This window comes from Eubacterium sp. AM05-23 (assembly GCF_003477535.1).
Taxonomy (GTDB): Bacteria; Bacillota; Clostridia; order Eubacteriales; family Eubacteriaceae; genus Eubacterium; species Eubacterium maltosivorans.
Genome location: NZ_QUDF01000001.1, coordinates 418,114 through 442,175, shown reverse-complemented (window position 1 = coordinate 442,175; position 24,062 = coordinate 418,114). Strand labels below are relative to the sequence as shown.

23 protein-coding genes and 3 riboswitches are annotated in these 24,062 nt (G+C 48.2%); of the genes, 11 read left to right on the top strand and 12 right to left on the bottom strand.

What is annotated here, in order from left to right; genetic code table 11:
* Positions 1 to 126: 126 nt before the first annotated feature.
* From DW091_RS01995 to DW091_RS01955, 9 genes are all read right to left on the bottom strand, one after another.
* Positions 127 to 513, bottom strand: coding sequence for an arsenic metallochaperone ArsD family protein (locus DW091_RS01995; protein WP_058693477.1), 387 nt, complete (start codon positions 511 to 513; stop codon positions 127 to 129).
* Between the two features lie 214 nt (positions 514 to 727).
* A complete protein-coding gene (gene rsgA / locus DW091_RS20650) occupies positions 728 to 1,903 on the bottom strand; it encodes a ribosome small subunit-dependent GTPase A (protein ID WP_347561008.1) in 1,176 nt (391 codons plus the stop codon).
* Positions 1,904 to 2,040: 137 nt separating this feature from the next.
* The gene (locus tag DW091_RS01985) at positions 2,041 to 2,319 is read right to left on the bottom strand and encodes a CD3324 family protein (RefSeq protein ID WP_058693475.1); all 279 of its coding nucleotides are present in this window, start codon (positions 2,317 to 2,319) and stop codon (positions 2,041 to 2,043) included.
* Positions 2,320 to 2,768: 449 nt separating this feature from the next.
* Positions 2,769 to 3,548 (bottom strand): ABC transporter ATP-binding protein, encoded by a 780-nt coding sequence (locus DW091_RS01980; protein ID WP_058693474.1) that lies wholly within the window; start codon positions 3,546 to 3,548, stop codon positions 2,769 to 2,771.
* 1 nt (position 3,549) lies between these two features.
* A complete protein-coding gene (locus tag DW091_RS01975) occupies positions 3,550 to 4,569 on the bottom strand; it encodes an iron ABC transporter permease (protein ID WP_167495293.1) in 1,020 nt (339 codons plus the stop codon).
* A 124-nt stretch (positions 4,570 to 4,693) separates the two neighbouring features.
* The gene (locus DW091_RS01970; protein WP_074617535.1) at positions 4,694 to 5,791 is read right to left on the bottom strand and encodes an ABC transporter substrate-binding protein; all 1,098 of its coding nucleotides are present in this window, start codon (positions 5,789 to 5,791) and stop codon (positions 4,694 to 4,696) included.
* Positions 5,792 to 5,870: 79 nt separating this feature from the next.
* A riboswitch (molybdenum cofactor riboswitch) is annotated at positions 5,871 to 5,988 on the bottom strand.
* Positions 5,989 to 6,831, bottom strand: a complete 843-nt coding sequence (locus DW091_RS01965) for a class I SAM-dependent methyltransferase (RefSeq protein WP_118517254.1) — start codon at positions 6,829 to 6,831, stop codon at positions 5,989 to 5,991.
* Between the two features lie 139 nt (positions 6,832 to 6,970).
* Complete coding sequence (locus DW091_RS01960) at positions 6,971 to 7,507, bottom strand: flavoprotein (protein WP_074617533.1); 537 nt, start codon at positions 7,505 to 7,507, stop codon at positions 6,971 to 6,973.
* A 135-nt stretch (positions 7,508 to 7,642) separates the two neighbouring features.
* Positions 7,643 to 8,425: a formate/nitrite transporter family protein gene (locus DW091_RS01955; RefSeq protein WP_118517253.1), complete on the bottom strand. Its 783-nt coding sequence runs from the start codon at positions 8,423 to 8,425 to the stop codon at positions 7,643 to 7,645.
* Between the two features lie 405 nt (positions 8,426 to 8,830).
* Positions 8,831 to 8,954, bottom strand: a riboswitch (molybdenum cofactor riboswitch).
* A gap of 174 nt (positions 8,955 to 9,128) precedes the next feature.
* Between DW091_RS01955 and DW091_RS01950 the strand changes: the two genes are divergently transcribed.
* The 3 genes from DW091_RS01950 to DW091_RS01940 all read left to right on the top strand — a co-directional run bounded on the left by DW091_RS01950 (position 9,129) and on the right by DW091_RS01940 (position 12,630).
* Positions 9,129 to 9,470, top strand: coding sequence for a PadR family transcriptional regulator (locus DW091_RS01950; protein WP_074617531.1), 342 nt, complete (start codon positions 9,129 to 9,131; stop codon positions 9,468 to 9,470).
* The gene (locus DW091_RS01945) at positions 9,467 to 10,441 is read left to right on the top strand and encodes a hypothetical protein (RefSeq protein WP_058693467.1); all 975 of its coding nucleotides are present in this window, start codon (positions 9,467 to 9,469) and stop codon (positions 10,439 to 10,441) included. Before DW091_RS01950 ends, DW091_RS01945 begins: the two co-directional genes overlap by 4 nt.
* A 188-nt stretch (positions 10,442 to 10,629) precedes the next feature.
* Entirely contained in the window at positions 10,630 to 12,630 is a 2,001-nt protein-coding gene (locus DW091_RS01940; RefSeq protein WP_118517252.1) for a KUP/HAK/KT family potassium transporter, read from the top strand.
* Between the two features lie 52 nt (positions 12,631 to 12,682).
* Here DW091_RS01940 and DW091_RS01935 read toward each other — a convergent pair whose 3' ends face one another.
* Entirely contained in the window at positions 12,683 to 13,849 is a 1,167-nt protein-coding gene (locus tag DW091_RS01935) for a cyclopropane-fatty-acyl-phospholipid synthase family protein (RefSeq protein ID WP_118517251.1), read from the bottom strand.
* Between the two features lie 299 nt (positions 13,850 to 14,148).
* Between DW091_RS01935 and DW091_RS01930 the strand changes: the two genes are divergently transcribed.
* From DW091_RS01930 to crcB, 5 genes are all read left to right on the top strand, one after another.
* Positions 14,149 to 14,382 (top strand): DUF6718 family protein, encoded by a 234-nt coding sequence (locus DW091_RS01930; RefSeq protein ID WP_058693464.1) that lies wholly within the window; start codon positions 14,149 to 14,151, stop codon positions 14,380 to 14,382.
* 194 nt (positions 14,383 to 14,576) lie between these two features.
* The gene (locus DW091_RS01925) at positions 14,577 to 15,593 is read left to right on the top strand and encodes an FUSC family protein (RefSeq protein ID WP_158577805.1); all 1,017 of its coding nucleotides are present in this window, start codon (positions 14,577 to 14,579) and stop codon (positions 15,591 to 15,593) included.
* Between the two features lie 110 nt (positions 15,594 to 15,703).
* Positions 15,704 to 16,564, top strand: coding sequence for a hypothetical protein (locus tag DW091_RS01920; protein ID WP_147365266.1), 861 nt, complete (start codon positions 15,704 to 15,706; stop codon positions 16,562 to 16,564).
* Between the two features lie 101 nt (positions 16,565 to 16,665).
* The gene (locus DW091_RS01915) at positions 16,666 to 16,902 is read left to right on the top strand and encodes a (4Fe-4S)-binding protein (protein WP_058693461.1); all 237 of its coding nucleotides are present in this window, start codon (positions 16,666 to 16,668) and stop codon (positions 16,900 to 16,902) included.
* 49 nt (positions 16,903 to 16,951) lie between these two features.
* Positions 16,952 to 17,010: riboswitch (Fluoride riboswitch) on the top strand.
* 44 nt (positions 17,011 to 17,054) lie between these two features.
* On the top strand, positions 17,055 to 17,438 hold the full coding sequence (gene crcB, locus DW091_RS01910) for a fluoride efflux transporter CrcB (protein WP_118517248.1): 384 nt from the start codon (positions 17,055 to 17,057) through the stop codon (positions 17,436 to 17,438).
* 42 nt (positions 17,439 to 17,480) lie between these two features.
* On the opposite strand, the gene DW091_RS01905 is transcribed toward crcB, so the two are convergent.
* Positions 17,481 to 18,350 carry a MerR family transcriptional regulator gene (locus DW091_RS01905; protein ID WP_058693459.1) on the bottom strand — a complete coding sequence of 290 codons (870 nt, stop codon included), beginning with the start codon at positions 18,348 to 18,350 and terminating at the stop codon, positions 17,481 to 17,483.
* Positions 18,351 to 18,468: 118 nt separating this feature from the next.
* Here DW091_RS01905 and DW091_RS01900 point away from each other — a divergent pair, with 118 nt between their 5' ends.
* On the top strand, positions 18,469 to 20,196 hold the full coding sequence (locus tag DW091_RS01900; RefSeq protein ID WP_118517247.1) for an ABC transporter ATP-binding protein: 1,728 nt from the start codon (positions 18,469 to 18,471) through the stop codon (positions 20,194 to 20,196).
* On the top strand, positions 20,193 to 22,031 hold the full coding sequence (locus DW091_RS01895; protein ID WP_074617525.1) for an ABC transporter ATP-binding protein: 1,839 nt from the start codon (positions 20,193 to 20,195) through the stop codon (positions 22,029 to 22,031). The genes DW091_RS01900 and DW091_RS01895 overlap by 4 nt, the downstream gene beginning before the upstream one ends.
* Before the next feature lie 315 nt (positions 22,032 to 22,346).
* Here the strand turns inward: DW091_RS01895 and DW091_RS01890 are convergent, their stop codons facing one another.
* A complete protein-coding gene (locus tag DW091_RS01890; RefSeq protein ID WP_118517246.1) occupies positions 22,347 to 22,856 on the bottom strand; it encodes a hypothetical protein in 510 nt (169 codons plus the stop codon).
* 262 nt (positions 22,857 to 23,118) lie between these two features.
* Between DW091_RS01890 and DW091_RS01885 the strand changes: the two genes are divergently transcribed.
* Entirely contained in the window at positions 23,119 to 24,036 is a 918-nt protein-coding gene (locus tag DW091_RS01885) for a bifunctional enoyl-CoA hydratase/phosphate acetyltransferase (protein ID WP_058693455.1), read from the top strand.
* The last annotated feature ends 26 nt before the right edge of the window (positions 24,037 to 24,062 follow it).

Here is a 24,062-nt window from a genome sequence, read left to right as displayed (position 1 = left end):
TAGTCTGGTGCTTTTCCTTTTAACCCGTCATGGTATAAATTTTTATGGAAACCTGCCTTAAGCATTAAGCTTTTTATTAAGAAAAGAGGACTGGCAAGCTTTGCCAGTCCTCTCAAAAATTTTTATTTAGCAGCAGCAATCCAGATCATTGCCGCATTTACAATTTGACATTTTCTTCTGCATGATGGTTTTAACCAGCTCCTCCTGTGTCAATCCCGACCAGTCCAAAAGCTCTTTATTGGATGGATACTCACCACTCTTGACGATTTTGCCATCCAGCATCACTGCCGGCAGGGCTTCTACACCCTTTTCATCCATAAGCTGCCTGAGCTCAGGTTTTTCCTTATAGAGCGAGGGCTCCTGCATAGGGTTATAACGGATAATGTCTTTTCCCGCTATTTTCAGATTCTCTACCATCGTGGTAATCCGCATGTATTCTTTATTGCCCATAGGTTCACACTCTCCGGCATAGCACTGGATATCCGGATCGAAAATTTCTATATGATGCATCATTATGACACCTGCTTTCGTTTTTCTTTCTAGATACCCCAAAGCAACAGGCCGAAACGCTTTCTGAGTGTTCTTAAGACATACCGTTTCTACCAAGCATTTCCTCAAGCTTATTGAGAGGAAAAGGCGGGCTTGTCAGTGGTTTGACAGCAATCGACAGCAGCAGCGCCGGATTGTCGTCTGCCGCAATACGATTTGAACTGAACGTACCACACAGTCAGCATCTGTGGATGATCGCCCACTCGCCGTTTTTCCGAACCCAGACGCCCACTGGCTCCATGACACCGCGGCACAAGGAGGCGCGGTCTCCTGGCCTGTTATCAACATGAAGGCTCGACAGACACCTGGGACAATGATTCCTGTGCCCACTGCCTGCTCCTTCTGGCGCAACAGGCGCTCCGCACACCTTACACACAAAACTTTCTGCACAGGCTGTATGTCTGTAGTCTGGCTGCGGCTTCATCTTAGCCGTCCTGCCGCCCATGCCTTGATAAGCGTCGTACCTCTCTCTTTCAATGCGCCCCTCCCGAAGCGCCTGTATCACAGCACAGCCTTCCTCGTGCGTGTGTGTGCAGCTGCTGAACCTGCACATATCGGTCAGACGGGCAATTTCCGGAAACACAATATTTTTTTCTTCCTCTGTAACTGCCTGCAGCGCAAAATCGCGGAAGCCCGGCGTATCGATCAGCCAGGTGTTCTGAGGGCCGGTTTCCATCTGGCTGCTGTGTGTAGCTGGAAGCTTTTCCGGTATTTTTTCCTCCTTCGAAAGACTGTTCAAAATTTTATGGATTATGGTCGACTTTCCGCAGGCCCGGTCACCGACGACCACACCTGTTTTGTTTGACACTTCCGCGGTCATCGCCATAAACTCAGCCTGATCTGATCCTGTAAAGACAAAGTCTGCAGTTTGCCTGTAAAGGCTTATTTTTTTCTCAAGCAGCTCCTTTTCACTTTCGCCGACCAGATCCCATCTGCTGATCAAAATAATTATTTTGATTCCAGCCCGCCTGGCCGTGATAATGGCTGACTCCAGATAACCCGCCTGATGTCTGAAATAATCGGCTGTCACAACAGCCAAAAGATAGTGGATATTGGCAGCTATCAGTATCACTTCTCCTTTAGAACGCCGACTTCCCCTGAAAACGGCCGTTTCTCTTGGCATTACTTCTGATAATTTATACGCTTTGTTATCTGCGGGACTTATTGTCACACGATCTCCAACCACCAGCGCATTTTTCCTTGAAACCAATGCCTGCGGCAGCAGGCAGGTCACAAGCCTATCTCCTGCCAGAACCTGTGCCTGCTTGTTCATTATTTTTACAACGGTTGCCTCTGTTTTTTCAGTTTCTGTATTTTGTATCTGAATTTTTTCCTTTAATTTTTTCTTTTTCATCTGTTTTCTCCAATCTGTTTTCATCAAATACGCCTTTTCCACAAAAACATTATACTTGCTATTCTATCTGCACAGCAACCGCCTTTATTTTTCTGAAATAAAAAAGCGCCGCAGGGTTTTTAGCTGCGGCGCTCTTATCACTGGTTTTCCAGCTTAAATTTCGCAATAATTTTCTGTATACTTTTGGGTGACAGGAAATAAATCTCCGAAAGACTTGCAACGGACATACCTTCAGTATGCTGCCTGTAAATTTCCTGGTTCCTCAGAAGTGTTTCCTGTTTTCGATTGGTGTTCTGCCCCCAACCTTTTCTGTTTGTCTCTTTTCGAGGCACATAGATATATTCTCCATCAATATAATTCTGAATTTTGTCAACAAGTTCTTTTGGCAGCACATCGCCTGCCTTGATATAGCTCATTATGCTCCTCCTAATTTATTTTTTAGGATTAAGCAAGGGCTATACACCTATCATTATTCTGATGCTGTGCGATAGCCCCTGCTACGCACAACGATCCGATGCGTACTTCATAAATCGTTTCCTTTCGTCATAAACTTGAATACAAAAAACCCGCGGCCAACATACCACATCTCTAAAGATGCAGAACGCTCCTGCGGGCAGTATAAATCAAATATAAAACCGTACAACCGCCAACGCCGCCGCACAGCCATGATTCGATATATTGAAGCAGTCTGTCTGGTATGTTTTTAAAAAAAGGCAGCAAAACAAAAGGGATCCCTTCCTCATCGCTGTACCTTTTCAACTGTATTTAGTTGAAAACCATGTAAACAGACAAAACCGACATCAACACACCTCTTTCAATTATTTTTCTAAATTATAACATTCGTGCATTTTATTGTCAAAGAGCCTTAAATTTTAGCGGCAATACACGCCATTCGCTCTGCCTCCTCCACATAGACCAGATGCAGAGCTGTGCGGTACACCGCACTCAGGGTTTCTTCACTCAGTATATCGCCCACTGTACCTGTTATCATGTGACCGTCCCGGTCCAGAATGCCTGCCTTTCCCTCCAGCAAAATCGGCTGATCCGGATTATGGGTTGTCATGATAACCGCGTAGTCACGGCCGCACAGCTTTTTGATGAGCCGCATAATATTCAGTTGGTTGCCGTAATCCAGCGCCGAGGTCGGTTCATCAAAAAGAATAATTTCAGGCTGCTGGACAATGGCTCTGGCAATACACGCCTGCTGCTTTTCACCACCGCTGATCTGAGTGCAGAGACGGTGTGCGAGGTGTTCAATGCCGAGCAGCGCAATGGTTTCATCTACAATTTCGTAGTCTTTTTTCTTTGGTGTTACCAGCATTCCCACGTGCGCGGCTCTTCCCATAGCAATGTAGTCCCTGACAGAATAGCCGTAGGTTATCTCCGTGGTCTGAGGCACATAGGCAATTTTAAAAGCTGTTTCCCTGGAGCTCATCTTATCCAGAGGCACGCCGTCCACCAATATCTCGCCGGTTGTCAGGGGCGTCAGATTTGCCAGGGAATTAAGAAGTGTGGACTTACCCGCGCCGTTTGGCCCGAGAATGGTAAAAATCTCTCCCTTTTCCAGTGTGAACGAAATATCTGTAAAGACATTTTCCCTTGTGGGATAGGAAAACCCTGCTCTTTTCACTTCCAGTAATGCCATATCACTCACTCATCCTTTGCTTGATCAATACCCAGGTAAAGAAAGGCGCTCCGATAAAGCCGGTCAAAATACCAAGGGGAAGCTCTCCTCCGGTAAGCGTCCGGGCCAGGGTATCAATGATGATCAGAAATCCGGCGCTGAGCAATGTGGTAACCGGCAGCAGCCGCACGTTGTTACTGCCCACTACCATTCTCCCCAGATGCGGCATTACAAGCCCGATCCATCCAATGGTTCCACTCATACACACCGCCGAAGCCGTCAGCACAGTAGAGCAGATGATGGCAATTCCTCTCTCAAAACGCAGGTTAACGCCCAGAGATCGCGCCTCATTGTCCCCGAGAGATAAAATATTAATCCGCCACCGCATAATGATAAGTACTGCGCCGCTGATGATCATAATCGGCGCAATTGCCATAAGTGTGGGATAGGTAACCTTCGCGATGCTTCCCAGCTGCCAATAAGTCATATCAGGCAGCTGAGTATCGGTATCTGCTATGTATTTTGTCAGGCCAATGATCGAATTCATAAACCCGCCTACTATAACGCCGGCCAGCACCAGCATCATGGTCGAATTACGGTGCATCAGCTTTGGAATGGAGGTGGTGACAAAAACTGTTAAAAGTCCGCCGGCAAAGGCCAGCACCTGTGTCATCCCACTTCCCAGGCCCATCAGGATCGCAACAGCCGCGCCCACACAGGCTCCGGCAGAAACGCCCAGAAGGTCCGGCGATACCAGAGGGTTTTTAAACATTCCCTGATAGGTGGCCCCTGCCAATGCCAGGGAGCCGCCGACTAAAACAGCTGCCAGCACACGTGGCAGTCTCAAATTGATAATGACGTCATACATTGTCTTATCCCAGGTTGGTGTGATGGGAAAAACCTGTGACAGCAGTATTTTGACAGCTTGTATTACCGGAACATGATAACGCCCTACGCACAGTGCTGTTAAAATAAGGGCGATAACAATAATCGCTGCCAGTGCCAAAACCAAGCCCAGCGGCCTGTCTTCCGGATTTTTCACCCTATTTTCTTTTATATCTCTCGCCATACAATTTTGTCCTTTTATTTTCAAAAAAGCCGCCGGGCAATCGGCGGCTTTGACTGTTTATTCTTTCACATTATTTCTTTATGCCCCTTAATCCGGCTTAGCGTCCGTCCGGAGCATTTTTGCCAGCTAAAATCGCATCCGCATATTCATCTGAAAGATCATAGCCTAAATAATCTTTGTAGAAGGAAATGGTTTCCTTCTTCATGTCGATGTCTTCAAATTTATCAGGGTATAAGGTTTTAGCTGCCCAAAGCACCTGCAGTGCAGACTCAGAGCCAAAACGGTCCCACTGGAAGGTTCCCTGTGGGTTACGGTAAACCTTACCGTCCTGAACTGCTTTCAGGTTTGCCAGTGAGGCGTCGCTCATCAGGGCGTCATAGGCATCTGCCTGTCCTGTTCCGCCCACAATGATTACATCCGGGTTAATACTGAGGAACTGCTCTGGTGTAATCTCCTTGCTCATTCCCTGAAGAATCCCATCAGTGGATAATTTACCACCAGCCATAGTCAGCCATTCTTCCTGCATTGTACCGTTTCCGGTGGTTTTGTAAGGGCTTGTGCCGCTCTGTCCATCGACATAGTGTACAACTGGCTTGTCTTCATCTTTTACGTCTTTTAAGCGGTCCTGAACCAGCTTAATGTTTTTTTCCAGATATTCAACATATTTGTCTGCCCGTTCCTTTTCACTGGTTCCCAGGGCCTCGCCGGTTTTTAAGACAGATTCTTTTAAACCGTCATAATTATTGAACATCATACACGCAGCATTAAGTCCGGCAGCGCGGTAGGCTTCGGCATCCTCATCACTGGAGGTAATGACCAGATCCGGCTTCAGGTTTAACAGTTCTTCAGCGGTCACGTCGCCATTTCCACCAACAGTCTGTTTTTCCATAATGGCTGGATTAACGATCTGCATCCAGGTAAAGCTTGGTTTTTGCAAAGTGGCCATGTAGGCGGTCTGTTTGTCCTGCGCTCCAAGCGCAATCATAATCTGATTGCTCGATGGCCAGAGGTTAATGACCGATTTCACTTCTGCCGGAACTGTTACCTCCGCACCTGACATATCGGTAATGGTGCGGTCTCCCGCCGCATTGTCCGACTTCGCTGTGTCACTGTTATTTTGTGAACAGCCAGCTGCGGTAAAGCTGAGAAGTACCAGCACTAGTAGTACAGATAGGGCTTTTTTAAATTTTTTCATTTCTCACATCTCCTTCTTTCCCTATAATTTAATATATACAAAACGGGCATATCCCGTTTAAGAATATGCCCGTTTAGTATCAAACAGCTCAATGCATTCTTCTCAAATACGGAAAGCGCAGGCGTTTCCCCCTACACTCATCGGTCCGCAGCCATGGGACTTCCTTTAGGCCTGTGGACTCGAATGCATATTTAATTTTACAACTCCAGTTTTCCCGGTTTCCACCACATGACGTAGGTCTCGGTCTCTCGCCGGAAGGATACACCGCCTCCCGGTAAATCCGTAAGCCACTTATCCACGTTTTTTCTGAAAATTTCTTCCCGGTCCTCCGGTACCGGATGCAGGATTCTCAGATCATTATATGCCTCTTCCCGGCTTTCATAATCGCAGTGGAAGCCATCTGTCACAACTTTAACATTTGGGTTTACACCCATATCATAAAGCAGATTGAAATTCACATTATATCCAAGAAGACGGTTCATTGGAGGCATGGGCTTCAATGTATCGTCCACGCCATAAAACAAAGCGTCATGCACTTCCTTCAAACTGGGGCTTTTGGTCCAGCAGAGAATAAAGACATACTTGTTTGCCAATGCGTTCAGCTTTATAAGATCGACAAGGGCTGTCGTCCGTGACGCAATGACAATATCGTGCTTTTCGACATTCTCGCCAGGCTTCACATCATCCCAATTCAAAAGCCTGGTGGTCAGATTTGACACTCCGGCAGCGTCGGCGTTTTCCCTGCACTTTTCAAGCATTTGCTGCGCCACATCCAGGCTGGTAACACTTTTAGCCATACTGGCGACCGGCACTGAGAGCCTCCCAGGTCCGCATCCTATGTCTAATACCGTGTCTTTCTCTGTAATAATCATAGCATCCAGCTGATTCTGAGTGTACTCTCTTTCCAGCTGCGCCATTTTATTATACATTTGGGCAACCGCACCCCACATTTTAGCAGGGTCAGTATCCATAGGGCCTGCCTTGGCTGCCGGGCGGTTCAATTCTGAAATTGCCGCCCAGTTTACTAAACCATTCATCATTTCACCACATTTCACTGTTTTTTTCGATCTTTATTAAGTCTTCTTTGAAAACAATTACCTTTTAATTCTATCGCCTTTTTTTCAAATTGTCCATACAGTTTCCACTAAAGACAATTTTTTACCCTACTTTTTCAATTTTTTAAACTTCTGTCATTTTCTCCAACGCCTTAATGATCGTTTTGAAAATCTGGTCGTTAGACGGCATACGGTTGGGTGCTCTGTCTCCCTCACTCTCAACAAAAATACATCCATCTTCTTTTAAAGTCCGAATATTACGCTGTACACTGGGCTTGCCGTACATCATCGGATTGATATTATTGGCAAACACAATAGGGGCTGTGGTGGATAAAATAGTCGTAGTCAGTAAATTGTCAGCGATGCCGTTGGCCGCTTTGCCAATGGTATTGGCTGAAGCCGGAGCAATCAACAGTAAATCAGACTGGTCTGAGGTTTTGTGGTCAGGGTCCCATACCTTTGGCTCTTCAAACTGGTCGATTTCAACCGGATTCCCTGAGGCGCGCCGCAGCGGAAGCGGCGTAATAAAATTAAGGGCATTCGGGGTCAGGATAACCTTTACCTCTGCTTTTTCATTTCGCAGCATCCGGATAAGCCCGGGAATCTGGTCAACCGGGGTGCATGCCGTAATCCCAATGGTTATGTTTTTTCCAATCAACATTTTTCTTTTCTCCTGTAAACATTTAAATTTTCTCATTTATTATAGCACAAATAAAACCGAAGACGTAAGACGTTCTCAATTTTATATAAAAGCACCCTTTCTGATGCGAAAAAGTGCTTTTTTTATTATTCTCATTTACTCTTTATTTTTACGAAGGTATGCATAATTGTAAACACAAGGGACGATTATGGCGCCACCGATAATATTGCCGAGGGTAACAGGCAGCAGATTGTCAATAAACATCTGACCCCAGCTGACATCTGCCCCCAGGAAAATTCCAAGCGGAATATAAGTCATATTGGCAACGCTGTGTTCAAAACCCGCAAAAACGAAAAGCATAATCGGAAACCAGATCGCAAAAATTTTACCAATCATATCCTTTGACCCGGCCTGCATCCAGCACGCTAAAACAACTAACATATTACATAGAATCCCGCGGATAAGCGCTGCTGAAAAAGGCATCCCAACCTTTGCCTGTGCAACAGCCATCGCTTTGTCCAGCACTGCGTCTGCATAAAGGCCGCTTTTTGCCAAAACAAAAGCTAAAAGGATCGAGCCGATCAGATTGCCGATATAAACTACGACCCAGTTTGTCAGCATACCCTTGACGGTAATTTTTTTATCCATCAGAGCCAGTGTCATCAGGTTGTTGCCCGTAAACAGCTCCGCACCGCATAATATAACCATCATCAAGCCTGCCGGGAAAACCGAAGCGCCGATAAACTTAGCGATCATGGCCTCGCCCAGTGCGCCTTTGCCAATGCCTGTGGCCAGCAAAAAGCCATGGGCGCCAAAACCAATAAAAATACCCGCAAAAATGCCGAGAACCAGCATCTTACCGATGGAGAGGGAGGCTTTTTTCACACCATTCCCAACCCATACTTCTCCAATCTCTGCCGGAGAAAGAAAACCATTCATTTCACACACCTCCTGAATGCTTATTGTAAAATTATAACATAACTTAAAACTTTAATAAAATATAATTTTTTACCCTTATTGACCATTTTTTTATATTAAAGAGACTTAAAAATAGCAACAAATTACTCTTATGTTACTTTTTGGAATTTTTTGCAAGTTAAATATCAAATAAACTTATATTTAAAAACACAAAAAGCAGAACCGCATGGTCCTGCTCCATTCAGCAAAGGGTTCAAAGGGTCGCCGAGGATGCGACGGCCCTTTGACTTGGTAGATTATATAGCTTAGTGCCTTTTGTTTTCAATGACAAAAAGCAACAGGAGCTCATAAAATAATAACTGCTTCTTAGAAAGCCACTAAAAAAGGGCATACTTCTCCCGTGTTGAAATATGCCCCTGAAAAATTTTCAGGAATCATCTGCATTCTTCTCAAACACGGAAAGCATATCCGTTTCCAGATATACTCAGCGGTCCCCAGCCATGGGTGCTTCACTTCCTTTAGGCCTTCGGACTCGAATGCGGTTATTCTTTTGTTTATTTCTTCCAGATAAACTGAAAACAATGTTACGTTTATTATAAATCATTTTCAGTATGAAGTCCAGCATTTTCTTACAGACCTTTACAAACAAAATACTGTGTGCTATTGACATACTGTGTATAACACACTATAATGTAATCAACAACAATTTAAGGAGGGCTGCCACTTGGATAAGGATAATGTTTTATCAGGCATGGTATCAGAGCTGCGCCGAGGAACACTGGTGCTCTGTGTATTAAGCCAGCTAAAATCCCCTATGTACGGCTATAGTCTCGTAAATACACTCAACGAAAAAGGTATTTCGGCAGAGGCAAATACACTCTACCCGCTGCTCAGACGCCTCGAAAACCAGGGTCTTCTGGAAAGCTCCTGGCAGACAGACGGCCCAAAGCCGCGAAAGTACTATCAAGCCACTGAATTCGGCAATAAAATCTGCCAGCAGTTAAAACAACATTGGGACAAAACAGTCAACAGCATAAACCAAATTTTTGAGGAGGAAGCAAAATGAAAAACGAACTGATCGACCGCTATGTCTACGCGGTTACAAGACGACTGCCTGCCAGACTGCGAAACGATATTGACAAGGAACTGCACTCGCTCATTGAAGATATGCTGGAGGCACGCTGCGATGGCCTGATGCCAGAAGAACGCGATGTCAGAGTCGTTCTCACAGAGCTGGGAACCCCGTCAGAGCTGGCCGCAAAATATATGCCTGAGGGCCGTGACCACCTTATCGGCCCCGCCTATTACAGCAACTACAAAATGGTTACCGGCATCGTTCTAGCTTCTGTGGCCTTTGGACTTATACTTTCAGGATTCATCTCCTTTTTTACAGACACCCAGCAAGCTTTGTACATTACACTTTTCTCATGGATTGGTACATTGATCACTGGCCTCATCGCTGCTTTTGGCGCGGTCACCTTTATTTTCGCGGTCTTTGAACGAAAAAACGTCGCCCTTAATTTTGGCGGCGAGCTTGATACCCTGCCGCCAGTTCCTGAAAAGAAATCCGTCATCCCAAAGGGTGAACCCATTGCCGGCATTGTCTTTTCTGTGATCTTCTGTGTGATCTTTCTGGCTGCCCCCCAGATTATCTGCGCAAAATTCGGTGCGGATCAGCCCTTTATCCCTGTATTTAACGTAGACCTCATTCACCAGCTGTGGTATATCTTTGTTGCTCTCACCATCCTCGGTATTGCGAGGGAGAGCTTTAAGCTCTACGAAGGCCGGTACACTAAGAGGCTGGCAGTCGTCACCGTTGTTACTGATATTCTGAGCGCAGCTCTGACCTTAGTCCTTTTATCCAGCCAACAGATTTTAAACAATGCTTTTATCGCTGAGGCTTCCCTCAGCTTGTCAAACGAGATCGTCACAGGCCTTTTAACCTATTTTAACCTGTTCTTTATGGCAGTCATTCTTTTTTGTCTCCTCCTTGATATGGGTGTCACCCTGTTCAAAGGCTTCTGGTATGACCGTTAAAGGAATGCAACAGGCCCGGCAGATGCTGCCGGGTCTGTTTTCTTTATCGCTTTTCATAAATTTCTTGTTAAAAATATATAAATTTTCCGATAAAAGGGTATAAGTATTCGAAACATTCGCGTCTGCCCTTTTCGGGCAGCTCGAAGGCTATCTTTTTAATACACCAAGAGGAAAAGTAGAGGATTAAAATGAAACATTTAAAAAAATCGACAGAAATTCCTGTTAGTCTGGGCGCCGCCATCGTCGCCCTTGGCGTCGTCTACGGTGATATTGGCACCTCGCCGATGTATGTTATGAAATCGATCATTGCCGGTAACGGCGGGATGAACACCATTGATGATAATCTGATCCTGGGAGCGCTGTCCCTGGTGATCTGGACCGTCACGCTTCTTACCACAGTCAAGTATGTCCTTATCGCGCTCAAAGCCGACAATCACGGTGAGGGCGGTATTTTTTCGCTGTACAGCCTGATCAAAAAATACAAGGCCTGGCTCATTGTCCCTGCCATGGTGGGTGGCGCTGCGCTTTTGGCCGACGGTATTCTCACCCCGGCTGTCACAGTTACAACCGCCATTGAGGGGCTGCGGAGCCTGCCTCTGGTCTACCGTTTTCTGGGCGATGAGCAGGGCCGCATTGTCATGATTACCCTTGCCATCATAGCACTCCTGTTTTTTGTCCAGCGGGCCGGTACCAAATCCATTGGTAAATCCTTCGGCCCGGTCATGTCTGTCTGGTTCCTTTTTTTGGCCGTTTCAGGCATCGCCAACATGGCTGGCAACTGGGAAATTCTGAGAGCTTTTAATCCTCTCAGAGGCGCCGCCATTTTGTTCAGTCCAAACAACCAGGCCGGCGTCATGATTCTCGGCAGTGTGTTTCTGGCTACCACCGGGGCAGAGGCCCTCTATTCAGACATCGGCCATGTGGGTAAGGGAAATGTCTATGCCAGCTGGCCCTTTGTCAAGGTCTGCCTGATCCTGAACTATCTGGGCCAGGGCGCCTGGCTCATGGCAAACAAGGGGAATACCGCGTTAGGCACTTTGCCTGACCTCAATCCCTTTTTCCAGATGCTTCCAGACAACATCCGTATTTTTGGCGTGCTCCTGAGCACTCTGGCGGCGGTTATCGCATCTCAGGCCTTGATCACCGGTACCTTCACACTGGTATCTGAAGCCATCAGCCTTGATCTTATGCCGCATATGCGCATCACCTATCCCTCCGAAACCAAGGGACAGCTCTATATTCCTCTGGTCAACCTGATCATGTGGCTGGCCTGCAGCGGCGTCATTCTTTATTTCCGCTCAAGCGCACGGCTCGAATCTGCTTACGGGCTGGCCATTACCCTGACCATGCTCATGACCACGCTCCTGCTCTTCATGTATCTGCGCTGCATGAAGGGCCTGAAAATCCTTCCTTTTATCTTTCTGGTCTTTTTTGGCGGCCTGGAGGGAATCTTTTTTCTCTCAAGCCTTTCAAAATTTGGAAGCGGCGGCTATGTGGCACTGCTCATTGCGACCATTCTTTTTGCAATCATGGCAGTCTGGCACCGCGGTACAGACATCGAGCGCTCTCAGGCTCTAAAGCTGCATATCTCAGACTACACCAGCATGTTTGGAGATGTCCACAAAGACAAAGGGCTCATCCCTGTATCGGATAACCTGGTCTACCTCATGAATGAAACTGAGGGGGATACCATTGACCGTGACATTTTGTATTCTATCTTTGACAAAAAGACAAAGCGGGCCAGAGCTTACTGGTTTGTCAGCGTCAGTGTGACTGATGAGCCCTATACCCGCGAGTATACGGTCGACAGCTTTGGAACAGATTATCTTTTCAGGGTAAAACTGTACCTCGGCTTTAAGGTAGACCAGCGTATCAATGTCTATCTGCGCCAGATTGTCGGCGATCTGATCACCAGCCATGAGCTGCCGCCACAGCAGCGCCGGTACTCCATCGGCGACAACAGCACTGTAGGGGATTTTCGGTTCTGCATTCTGCGTAAAATGCTGGTGCCTGAAAGCGACATTCATCCCTCGGACTGGGCAGCTGTTTCCCTAAAATATATGATCCGCCGTGTCGCCGGTTCGCCGGTACAATGGTATGGTCTTGAAAATGCCTCGGTGATTGTGGAGTACGTGCCGCTCTTTATCAAAATGAAAGAGTCCAATCCTTTAAAACGTGTAGAAGAATAAGACCGCTTCAGACAAAAAAGAGAACCGCGATTTGCCGGTTCTCTTTTTATTTTTAATACCATCTTGTCATCGGCAGGTCGTTATTCACACCCTTGGTCATCAGAATCTGGCTCAGATCAATGATACCGTTGTGGAAGGTGGCCGCGCAGGAGCAGAGGTATAAATCCCACATGCGGATAAATTCATCGTCGAACATTTCGCGCACCTCATCCAGATGCTCTCTAAAGCCCTTGTCCCAGCAGAGCAGGGTCTTGGTATAGTGCCGTCTGAGGCTTTCCACATCAATGACGTAAAAGCGGTGCGAAGCCGCCAGGCTGATCATTTCTCTGAGCGAGGGGATCATGCCGCCCGGAAAGATATACTTCTTAATCCACGGGTCGCCCGGATGTTCCTCCAGAGCACTGATATAGTGCAGCAGAAAGAGCCCTTTGGGGTTTAACACCTTGTCTGCGCAGGACAGGAAAAGATCGTAGTTTTCTCTTCCCACATGCTCGACCATGCCCACGCTGACAATCCGGTCAAAGGTTTTTCCGTATTTGGGCAGATCACGATAATCCATGAGCTCTGCTGTCAACTGGCCTTCCAGGCCTTCTTCTGCAATGCGCTCGCTGAATTTCTTGTGCTGCTCCCGGCTGAGAGTAATGCCCACACCGTTGATTCCATATTTTTTGGCTGCCTCGATAAGGAGGAATCCCCAGCCGCACCCAATATCCAGAAGGCTCATTCCCTCCTTCAGGTACAGCTTTTCCAGAATATAATCGACCTTATTGACTTGAGCGTCATAGAGAGTGTCGTCTGGATTTTTAAAATAACCGCAGGAATAGCTCAGCGTATCATCCAGCCAAAGCTTGTAAAAATCATTGCCGATATCGTAGTGGGAGGATACCTCGTCCTTTTGATTCTTCTTGGAATTCGAGGTGAAGATCAGCTTTTTTAAAGCTGATTTATCCAGAGAAAATTTGCCCATCTGGCCCAGAAGCTGGTCAAGCGCCTGGAAAAGGTCGCCTTCCACTTCGATATCGCCACGCATGTAGGCTTCGCCCAGCGCCAGCGAGGTACTGCGTCTGAGCTCCTTTATGTCCAGACTTTTGTTAAACCGGACTACGAAGGTCGGCTCGCCCTCGCCCACTAAAACTTCCTTTCCGTTTATTTTAATTAAAAACGGATTCTCATCAAATTTTTTCAAAAATTGAATCATCAGATTATCTTCAAGCTTCATGTTCATTCTCCTTAATATCGTCATCATTCAAACGCGTGGTTGGCGTTCAATACTTTAGAGCTTTACTATATAGATTTTACACCCCTTTAAGAAGTATTGTCAAACTAACACATTTCAATAGTTTTTACCCATTTTACATGGATTTAAACGTTATTTATAATTTATATTTATATTAAAAAATGTTTTTCTTTTCGCTAAAAACGGATTCTTCTTTTTTAAGGAGACTATTTTTTATCCGTATCTCTTGGTCATGCTGCCTTTTCGTATGCTATAATAAAAACAAAAAGGAATGAATCAAAATGGCTTATCTTATCGCCCGACAATTCGACAAACCCGGCTGCATCGCCATCAAATCTGAGGCTGATGACGCCCTGAAGGAGCAGGCACGCCGTCTGGCAAAAATGACGATTCACACCGGCGTACAAGTCAGTGTGGTCTACAACGAAGAGGATTTTGAGGAATATGCTCCCCAGACAATTTACGAGGACCACGATGCCTTTTTCACCGAGGTGCTGGACCTGGCGGAATGGTAACTTTTTACAAAAGCTTTTCTTAAGCTTTTTCAATAACCGTTTCAAAAAGTTTCAATCCTTTATTGCTATTTCATTGAACGCAAAATTGCAACCGGATTCACTGAAATTCCTCTAAATTGACGTTCTTGTTTTTTGCCCTTTATTCCGCTATGATATTTATTAAAGCAAACACTAAAGGATTGGAGGAATACTGCTTGACATTAAATAAAACAACGGTAAAAGCCGGCCTTAAAACATTTTGTATCAATACGGCGCGCTTTGCGTTCATCCTTCTTTTTATCAGCCTTTTCGCGCATTTCTTTGGTCAGGAAAATCTCCTGCCGTCCATTGCCATCATCGTTGCCCTCCTGACTTTTCCAGTCTGTGATATGGAGCTAAAGCCCAGTTCCATGACCTTTCTGCTTTTCTTCTTCTTTGCAGGCTCAGGTCTGGTTTCTGCCCTCTCTCTTCTTAACATATGGGCCGGTCTTCTGCTGAATTTTGTTTTTATTTACCTGATGATGGCCTTTTGTTCAGAGCCCTCTGTGCTCAGGCCGCACATTATCTTTTTACTCTGCTATATTTTCTGCCAGTCCAGCCCTGTGACAGGACATGCCTTTATTCTCAGGATGGCCGGACTTTTAACTGGCGCTGCTGTCACCGCGGTTGTCACTGCAGTTTTTTGGAAAATAAAGGGATTTGACCCGGTAGGGCAGCGCAGCCTGAAGGAGCAGACCCGGCTCTGCCGGAAAAAGGATCAGGCTTTTATTCTGAAAATGACACTGGGTCTTACCCTGGCCATGTTTATCGGGATGGCTTTTGGCCTTAAGAAGCCGCTGTGGATCAGCATTGTTGTTATGTCGCTGACACAGATTGACTACGGTGAAACGCTCACGCGGATCAAGCATCGTTCCATCGCCACGCTGGCGGGGATCGTTCTTTTCGTTCTGCTGTTTCAAATGCTGGTGCCGGAAGGATATGGCGGCGTTCTGATCCTGATTCTGGGCTACATCGGCAATTACCAGTTTGCCAAGCCCTATAAATACCAGCAGGTCATTAACTTCATGAGCGCTCTTTTTGCATCGCTGGTGCTCTTTGACCTTACCTCGGCCATTATAAACCGGGTGCTCTGCCTGCTGACAGGTATTCTGATCGTGATCGCCATCCGCCATCTGGGATCTTTTGCACGAAAAACCTTTTTCACCCCAATGGCGCCAGACCCGGAAAATTAGAGACGCTATATAAAGGATGGGGTATCCCCATCTTTTTTTATTTCCAATTGAAAATCGGTACAAGTTCTGATAAGATTAAAGATACCCACAACATTTAGGAGTAAATGCTGATGAAACCACTAAAACTATGGAAACGAATGGCGCTTCGCGGTAAAATACTCACCGTTATTTTGCTGCTTCTGCTGATTTCTGCTATTGTTGGAATCGGCGCCGCCGTTTATCATATACCGCTGCTGGTTCAAAACCGGGCGGTACAGTCTGTCAACGCACTTTTTACTGAAAACGATGCAGAACTGACCGAGGGCGTCGCACAGAATACCGGCCAGATCTCTGACAGCATTAAAAAAGCCAACCAGGTCAGGGATGAGGCCATGCGCAGCTTTTTGCTGCAGCGTACCTCCATGGCTCAGAAAATGGCCGACGCCATCAATGGAGTCTCTGCTCTCTATCAGACAAAGGAAGACGGGTCCCGCGTGGTCGTGAGAACCATACAGCCTTTCCAGGTCGACAATATCAATAAAAATCTGTCTGAGCTGGACGCCATGGGAAAAACGGAGTTTACAGCCGCTGTCCGGCAGGATTTTGCCGATGCACAGAACCAGTACAACATTTACAAACAGATCAACGATCTGCTGGACGGCCAGTTCACAGATGGGTCCGCCCGAAACGAGCTTTCTGAGGATGCCTCCTCAGAGGCCTGCGACGAGGCCCAGGAGCTGGTGGCTCAGCTTGAAAACCCCGATACCCAGACCGATATGAATTTTGCGATCAGCCAGGTGCGGAAAAAGGTTGAGGAGCAGGAAGCGGCTCAGGAGGCTGCCCGCATCGCTGAGGAAGAAGCCCGCGAGGCTGAGCGAAAGGCTGAGGAGGAGGCTAAAAAGGCCGAAGAAGAGGCAAAGAAGAAAAATAATCCCGCTGAACAGATTAAGGATGCCATCAACTCAGTTATAAACCCCAATAAAACAGAATAATCCGAGCCTCCCTTACACGGGAGGTTCTTTTTGTTTAGAGCAGCTCAAAATGGATATATTAAACAAGAATCTTTTTAAATTCAATAAAGGAGTGAACGACATTGACTGAAAAAGAACTGATTGAAAAAGGCTATAAAAAATACACCGGCAAGGATATTGACGTTTTCTATAATAAAGACATGTGCTGCCACTCAGGTAATTGTACTCACGGCAACGGGGAGGTGTTCAAGGTCTGCCGCAGGCCCTGGATTCTGCCTGACAACGCCTCTGCCGAGGAAGTAAGGACTGTTGTGGAAACCTGCCCCAGCGGTGCTTTGCAATACATTATGAAAAAATAAATTTCTGAAACTGTTCTCATCTTTACACGGACAGCACAGTCCGTTATAATGATCTCAGGGCGATGGAGTTCGCCTAAACCGCATAATGCTGATGACTCCTGTTTCTTACGGAAGCAGGAGCTTTTTAATTTTTTGACAAGGAGTGTAACAGCATGTTTGAAGTTTTATCTGTAGGTGTGGGCGGCTTTGTAGGCGCCGCGCTCCGCTATCTTATTTCCAGCGGTATCGCCCGTTTTATGAACAGCCGCCTGCCTCTCGGCACCCTGTGCGTAAATGTGTTCGGAGGTCTGCTCATGGGATTTATTATGCAGTGGAGCCTCCAGAGCGCCGGCCTCTCGCCCAGGATGCGTCTCTTTCTGACCACTGGTCTTTTAGGCGGCTTTACCACCTTCTCGACCTTCAGCTACGAGACCATGAACCTGATTGGCGAGGGCGCCTGGATGACCGCCGCCGCCAATGCCGGTCTCAACCTGATTCTGAGCCTTGCCGGCGTTATCGCCGGACAGCTGCTTGCAAAAGCGGTCCTTGTCTCTTAAAGGACTGCAAAAGTTTTTCTTTGAAAGTCATCCTCAAAAGACTCAAAAGGCCTGGGCGCTTCCCGGGTCTCTATTTTTATCTTCCTCCGGCGGCTTTTCTACCTTTACAGAAACCTGAAACAGGTAATCCTCCGGATCCTGCACGGCGATCTCGTCCAGGATGGATTCCCGGTAGCCGCAGCCGTCGATGACCAGGCCGTTTTTTTCAATATAAGCATTGATCCGCTCATACAGCTCATCAACGCTGTCGTAATTCCCATAGATATACCCTACCGCGTAATAACCAGCAGGCTTGAGGCCAATGTGCGGCAGCGCCATGGGCTCGTCCAGCCGCGCGAAATACCAGGTTGGGAAATGCCATTCTCCCTGAAGCAGGCTTTCCATGGACACAATGTCCCCCACTGGATAGCCATAGCTGATGTTGTAAAGGGAGCAATACTCATAAAATTCCTGAATGACATCCCAGATGGACGCATCGTCGACATTCGAAATATCCGGGCTGATAAAAATGCGCTCAGCTGGCATATATTCTACAGAGATCCGCTTGGTGTCAATGGTGCTGCTGGCGCGGGTCATTCTGATTCTGGACTCCATCATATCGCTGATCCGTTTCAGGCTTTTGATCTCCGCGTCGATCTTGGCCTTCCGCTCCTCAAACAGTGCCACCAGCCGCTCCGGCGTCCTTTTATCCAGATAAACCTTGATATCTTTCAAAGGCGTTCCAATCTCCTTCAAAGCATAGATGGCGCTGATCACATCGAGCTGTAGATACGAATAGTAGCGGTATCCGCTTTCGGGATTGACTGTCTCTGGGCAGAAAAGACCGATCTTATCATAGTATATTAACGTTTTGCGGCTGACGCCCGAGAGCTTCGCAAACTCGCTGATGGTTAATGTTGCCTTGTTTTCCATGTTTTAGCTTTCCTTAAACCTTACTTTTTTTCATCTTTCTGCTTGACTGTACAGTTACTCTACAGTTTATAGTAACATACATCAAACCGGAGTACAACACCTATAGGAAGGAGACGAAATGACTCGATTATTTAAATTCTTAATGCCATATCGTAAAACACTTATTCTTGTCGTGGTGCTGCTGTTTCTGCAGACACTGGGGACGCTCTATATCCCTACCCTTACAGCGGATATCGTAAACAACGGTATCGTCTATGGGGATATCCCCTATATCATCAGAACCGGCGGCATCATGCTGCTTTTTGCCGTAATGACTGGTGTCTTCGCCATACTGGGCACCTGGTTTTCGGCGATTCTCTCGTCCGGCACCGGGCGGGATATCCGAAACGCATTGTTCAGAAAGGCCCAGCGCTTTTCCATCAATGATTTTAACAGCATCGGCACAGCTTCCATGATCACGCGCAACACCAGCGACGTGAACCAGATTCAGCAGGCCGTGATCATGGTGCTGCAGATGATGCTGCCAGCCCCCATCATGGCCGTTGCAGGACTGATCCTGGCCTTTTCAAAGAACGCCTTTATGGGCGGCATTATTGTCGCTACCATGGTTCTGTTCATGATTCTGGCTGTGATCATTGAGCGGAAAACCATGCCCTTATTCGGCCTGCTGCAGACTGGGATGGATAAAATCAACCGCTTTATGCGTGAATACATTACCGGGGTGCGGGTCATCCGCGCCTTTAACCGGACCGATTTTGAGCGCCGGCGCGTCAACACCTCTTTCGAGGACTACGCAAACACAGCTATCCGCATCAACAAAATTTTCGCTGTCGCCATGCCGCTGGTTCTGATGCTCTTAAACCTCTGTACCCTGGCCATTATCTGGTTCGGAGGTATACAGATCGGTAAGGGCGCCATGGAGATCGGCGATATTATGGCCGTCATCGAATATGCCATGCTCATTCTGTTTTACCTGGTCATGGCTGTTATGGTCTTTACCATGATCCCAAGGGCTGAAGCCTGCGCAAAGCGTATCTCTGAAGTTCTGGATCTGGAGCCTGAGATCGCTGACGCTCCGGCCGAGCTTACTGCCGATCCTTCTGACGAAAAACTGGCTTTCCATCATGTGACCTTCTGTTACCAGGGGGCGGAGGAGCCTGTTTTAAGCGATCTGAATTTTACCTGCAGGGCCGGAGAAACCACAGCGATCATCGGCGGCACCGGATCAGGGAAATCCACAATTGCCAGCCTGATACCCCGTTTTTATGACATACAGGCCGGCAGCATCACCATCGACGGAGTAGATATCAAAACCCTGTCACAGAGGGATCTCCGGAACAAGGTCGGATTTGTCCCTCAAAAGGCCTTTCTATTCTCCGGTACCATCGCCGATAACCTGCGCTATGGGAAAGAGGACGCTACAATGGACGAGCTTCAGCGGGCTGCCCGCATTGCCCAGGCAGACACCTTTATCGGCGATCTAAAGTACGGGTATGAAACACGTGTGGCCCAGGGCGGAAACAACTTCTCCGGCGGCCAGAAGCAAAGGCTCTCCATTGCCAGAGCCTTAGTAAAAAAAGCCGACGTCTATATCTTTGACGACAGCTTTTCTGCGCTGGATTTCAAAACCGACGCCAATCTGCGGGCCGCCTTAAAGGCCGAGATTAAAGGCGCTGCCATCATTGTGGTGGCGCAGCGGGTCAGCTCCATTGTGGACGCGGACCAGATTATCGTACTGGACAACGGTATTATCGCCGGCAAGGGCACCCACCGCGAGCTGCTCGAAAACTGTCCGGTATACCGGGAAATCGCGGAGTCACAGTTAAGTAAGGAGGAACTTGCATGAGTGAACGTCAGGAAAACGAAGTAACCACCTTTGACGACGGCATGTCTGCCGAAAAAGCGCGCTATGCCGGAAAAACAGCGAAGCGGCTTTTCTCAAAACTTTTAGAACAAAAGGGCAAGCTGATTGTTGTGCTGATCTCTGTCGTTTTCAGCTGTGCCTTTACGCTGGCCGCCCCCATGGTCATTGGCCAGGCCATCAACCAGATATTCGACAGCGTCCGCCACTCCCTTGAGACTGGCGCCGCCTTTACCATGAACTTCAGCGCCATGGGCCAGATACTGGGCCTGCTGCTGTGCCTTTACGTATTCAGCGCCGCCTTTAACTATCTGCAGCAATACCTCATGGCCAGCGTCTCCCAGAAGCTGACGCTGTCGCTGAGAGAATCCCTGAGCGCCAAGCTCGCCCGGATGCCCCTGAGCTATTTTGACAGCCACAAAAAGGGGGACATTTTAAGCCGAGCCACCAATGACCTTGAAAAGGTTGCGGATACCCTTCAGGAAGGGCTGATGCAGTTTATTATCACGATTGTCACGATCATCGGTGCTGTGACCCTGATGCTGGTTATCAGTCCGCTGCTGACGCTGATCGCCTTTGTGATGATCATTGTCGGTATGGTGATTACCGCTCTGGTTGCGCGCCGCAGCCAGCACTGTTTTGCCCGAAACCAGAAAACCCTCGGCGAGCTCAACGGCCATATCGAGGAATTCTTTACCGGCCAGGTGGTCATCAAGGCCTTTAACCGTGAGGACGCCTCTACCCAAACGGTGGAGGAGGTCAACGAGCGTCTTTACGCGGCCAGCCGCAACGCTCAGTTCATCACCTTTGCGGTCAATCCGCTGATCCGGCTCATGAACCAGATCGGCTATGTGCTGATCGCGGTAATGGGCGCGTTCTTTGTTATCCAGGGACGGCTGTCCCTTGGGGTTATCCAGGCTTTCTTCCAATATGTGAACCAGGCCTCTGAGCCGATCACTGAAGCGGCTTATATCTTTAACTCCATGCAGGCTGCCATCGCTTCGGCCGAGCGGGTCTTTGAGGTGCTGGACGAGGAAGACGAGGTGCCGGACATCTCCCCGGCAAAGGCTCTGACAGAGCCCAAAGGCGACGTGCGGTTTGAGCACGTCCGGTTTGGCTACAGCCCGAACCGCCTGCTGATGAAGGATATCAGCATTGACGTGAAGGCCGGGGAAAAGATTGCGGTTGTCGGCCCCACCGGCGCGGGCAAGACCACGCTGATCAACCTGCTCATGCGTTTTTATGAGCTGGACGGCGGCCGCATTCTGATCGACAACATCGACATCCGCGATCTGCGCCGCGGGGACTTGCGCTCACAGTTTGGCATGGTGCTCCAGGATACCTGGCTCTTTGGCGGAACCATTGAGGACAATATCGCCTATGGCCGCAAAGCGGCTACCCGGGAGGAAATTGTCCACGCTGCCAAAGCCGCCCGGGCGGATCACTTTATCCGTACGCTGCCCCAGGGCTACCAGACCATTCTGAACGATGAGGCCTCCAATATCTCACAGGGGCAGCGCCAGCTGCTCACCATTGCCCGGGCCATTCTGGCTGATCCGGCCATCCTGATCCTGGATGAGGCGACCTCCAGCGTCGACACACGCACCGAGCTCGAAATTCAGAAAGCCATGGACCACCTGATGAAGGGGCGCACCAGCTTTGTCATCGCTCACCGGCTGTCCACCATCATCGACGCCGACCATATTCTGGTTATGAAAAACGGCACCATCGTGGAGCAGGGCACTCACCTGGGGCTGCTTGCGCAAAACGGCTTTTACGCCGACCTGTATAACAGCCAGTTTACCGTCAAGGCCTCCTGAAACTAAAAAAGGCCGGCGGGAAGCAGAGAACCCGAATCTTTGATTCGGTGTGAATCGCTTTCGCAGATGTCATCGGTTTGTTTCGTATGAAATACGAATCAAAACAAACCGTGGATCATCTGTGTTCCTTAGACGTGTCCGGATCCCTCTTAGATTGCTGCCGCTCGCACTTGCTCCCGTCGCGTTATGCGACAGGAGCTTTTTTCTTATCTGGATAAAAGGCGCAGTCTCGGGCTACACCACTTCTTTAACAATCTGAGACGCTTTTTATGCAGTGCTGCAGAAAACTTTTCTATCCGTCTTCCAGTTCGAATCTCAGGACACCGCCTGGCAGACGCCCTCCATCGCCTTTAAATCTTTGACCTCAACATCCTCAGGACAGTAGACTGAGTAGGCGAAGCCACTGGGTGTTACCCAGCAGGCCAGCGCCTCGCCCGTATCCTTGTTGACCGGAGTAAAGTAAACGTCGATGGTGCCTGTATTTTTGAGAATATCCCCTTTCTGCAAAAACACCGCCTGATCGCTGAAGCTTGTGCAGACCCCGCTGATATCCGCAGAGCGCGAGTAATGGGCCTTTCTGACAATATAAGTCCGGTTGTCACGGATAAACTGCACCTGGGCCACTGCGCCGTCCACTACCGAGTAACGGGCTGCCCCCATGTTTTCCGGCAGGCTGTCAAAGGTAAAATCCAGGCCGCCTTCATTCTGGAAGGCCTCCGCGTCCGCCAGCTTTACAGTATGTGGGTCGGCCTGCTGTGACGGACCGCAGCCGGACAGGGTAAAAACCAGAGCTACGACCATAAACAGACAACAAAATTTTTTCATCTTACCGCTTCCTTTTTCCTGTTTCAGGATTAAAATTTCTTTTCTTTCATCATAACAGCCCGAATTCAGGCTGTCAATGAAAGCCTTTAAAATTTTGACTCTTTAAGAAACAATTTTTTACCTTCTCTCATTTATAATGGTTATATTTTACTCATGACCACAATTTTCTATCCTTTCTTTTCCTTGTTGGCAGAGTGTTAGAACAGTATAATTATATTGTATACTATTTATAAGAGGTTATTATAGAAAGCGAGGGGACACTATGTACCATTTCAAGGAAATGCGTGATCAGCTGATCAAACAGGCCCAGACCAAAAAAGCCGTTGTGGCTGTTGCCGCCGCCGGCGACCTGCCTGTTTTACAGACGGTTAAAATGATGAACGACTACGGCTTTGGAACCGCCATTCTGGTAGGCGACGCGGCCAAAATCGAATATTTTGCCAAGGAAACCGGATGCAATCTGGAAGAAAATACCGTGGTTGACATAAAGGACGAGAGCCAGGCTGCCAACGTGGCAGTAGGACTTGCCCGCAACGACGCGGCCGACATTGTCATGAAGGGTCTGCTCCAGACCAAAACCTACCTGAAGGCCATCCTGAACAAGGAGCACGGCCTGCGGACCGGCAAACTTTTAAACGCCGTTACCGCCTTTGAATCCGCTGCGCTCGGCCGGGTTTTCCTGGCAACAGACTGCGGCATGATCGTCTCCCCCACCCTTGAGGATAAAGTCGAAATGATCGGCAACGCCACCACCCTGGCAAATGCCCTGGGCTGTGAAATGCCGAAAATTTCCTGTCTGAGTGCCGTTGAAACCGTCAACGCCAACATGCCTGACGGCTACGACGCGGCGGTACTCTCAAAAATGAATGAACGCGGCCAGATCAAGGGCTGTATCATCGACGGCCCCCTGTCCATGGACCTCTCCATCTCCGAGATGTCCGTTGAGCACAAGGGGATTGTGAGCCCGGTGGCCGGTAAGGCCGACGTGCTGCTCATGCCAAATCTTCAGGCTGGCAACATCTTCTGGAAGACCATGACCTACCTGGCAGGCGCAAAGAGCGGCGCAGTGGTCATGGGCACCGCCAAGCCTGCGGTTCTGACCTCCCGCGCCGATACGGCCGAGGCCAAACTCAACAGTGTCGCCATGGCACTGCTTCTGGCAGCGCATCAGAAACGCTGAGGTTCAGCTTAAACCATTCGATATAA

Excerpts from the sequence above, each read along its gene's own strand:
- DW091_RS01995 (WP_058693477.1), bottom strand. The coding sequence starts at position 513 with ATGATGCATCATATAGAAATTTTCGATCCGGATATCCAGTGCTATGCC.
- rsgA (WP_347561008.1), bottom strand. The coding sequence starts at position 1,903 with ATGAAAAAGAAAAAATTAAAGGAAAAAATTCAGATACAAAATACAGAA.
- DW091_RS01985 (WP_058693475.1), bottom strand. The coding sequence starts at position 2,319 with ATGAGCTATATCAAGGCAGGCGATGTGCTGCCAAAAGAACTTGTTGAC.
- DW091_RS01980 (WP_058693474.1), bottom strand. The coding sequence starts at position 3,548 with ATGGCATTACTGGAAGTGAAAAGAGCAGGGTTTTCCTATCCCACAAGG.
- DW091_RS01970 (WP_074617535.1), bottom strand. The coding sequence starts at position 5,791 with ATGAAAAAATTTAAAAAAGCCCTATCTGTACTACTAGTGCTGGTACTT.
- DW091_RS01965 (WP_118517254.1), bottom strand. The coding sequence starts at position 6,831 with ATGATGAATGGTTTAGTAAACTGGGCGGCAATTTCAGAATTGAACCGC.
- DW091_RS01960 (WP_074617533.1), bottom strand. The coding sequence starts at position 7,507 with ATGTTGATTGGAAAAAACATAACCATTGGGATTACGGCATGCACCCCG.
- DW091_RS01955 (WP_118517253.1), bottom strand. The coding sequence starts at position 8,425 with ATGAATGGTTTTCTTTCTCCGGCAGAGATTGGAGAAGTATGGGTTGGG.
- DW091_RS01945 (WP_058693467.1), top strand. The coding sequence starts at position 9,467 with ATGAAAAACGAACTGATCGACCGCTATGTCTACGCGGTTACAAGACGA.
- DW091_RS01940 (WP_118517252.1), top strand. The coding sequence starts at position 10,630 with ATGAAACATTTAAAAAAATCGACAGAAATTCCTGTTAGTCTGGGCGCC.
- DW091_RS01935 (WP_118517251.1), bottom strand. The coding sequence starts at position 13,849 with ATGAAGCTTGAAGATAATCTGATGATTCAATTTTTGAAAAAATTTGAT.
- DW091_RS01930 (WP_058693464.1), top strand. The coding sequence starts at position 14,149 with ATGGCTTATCTTATCGCCCGACAATTCGACAAACCCGGCTGCATCGCC.
- DW091_RS01920 (WP_147365266.1), top strand. The coding sequence starts at position 15,704 with ATGAAACCACTAAAACTATGGAAACGAATGGCGCTTCGCGGTAAAATA.
- crcB (WP_118517248.1), top strand. The coding sequence starts at position 17,055 with ATGTTTGAAGTTTTATCTGTAGGTGTGGGCGGCTTTGTAGGCGCCGCG.
- DW091_RS01905 (WP_058693459.1), bottom strand. The coding sequence starts at position 18,350 with ATGGAAAACAAGGCAACATTAACCATCAGCGAGTTTGCGAAGCTCTCG.
- DW091_RS01900 (WP_118517247.1), top strand. The coding sequence starts at position 18,469 with ATGACTCGATTATTTAAATTCTTAATGCCATATCGTAAAACACTTATT.
- DW091_RS01895 (WP_074617525.1), top strand. The coding sequence starts at position 20,193 with ATGAGTGAACGTCAGGAAAACGAAGTAACCACCTTTGACGACGGCATG.
- DW091_RS01890 (WP_118517246.1), bottom strand. The coding sequence starts at position 22,856 with ATGAAAAAATTTTGTTGTCTGTTTATGGTCGTAGCTCTGGTTTTTACC.
- DW091_RS01885 (WP_058693455.1), top strand. The coding sequence starts at position 23,119 with ATGTACCATTTCAAGGAAATGCGTGATCAGCTGATCAAACAGGCCCAG.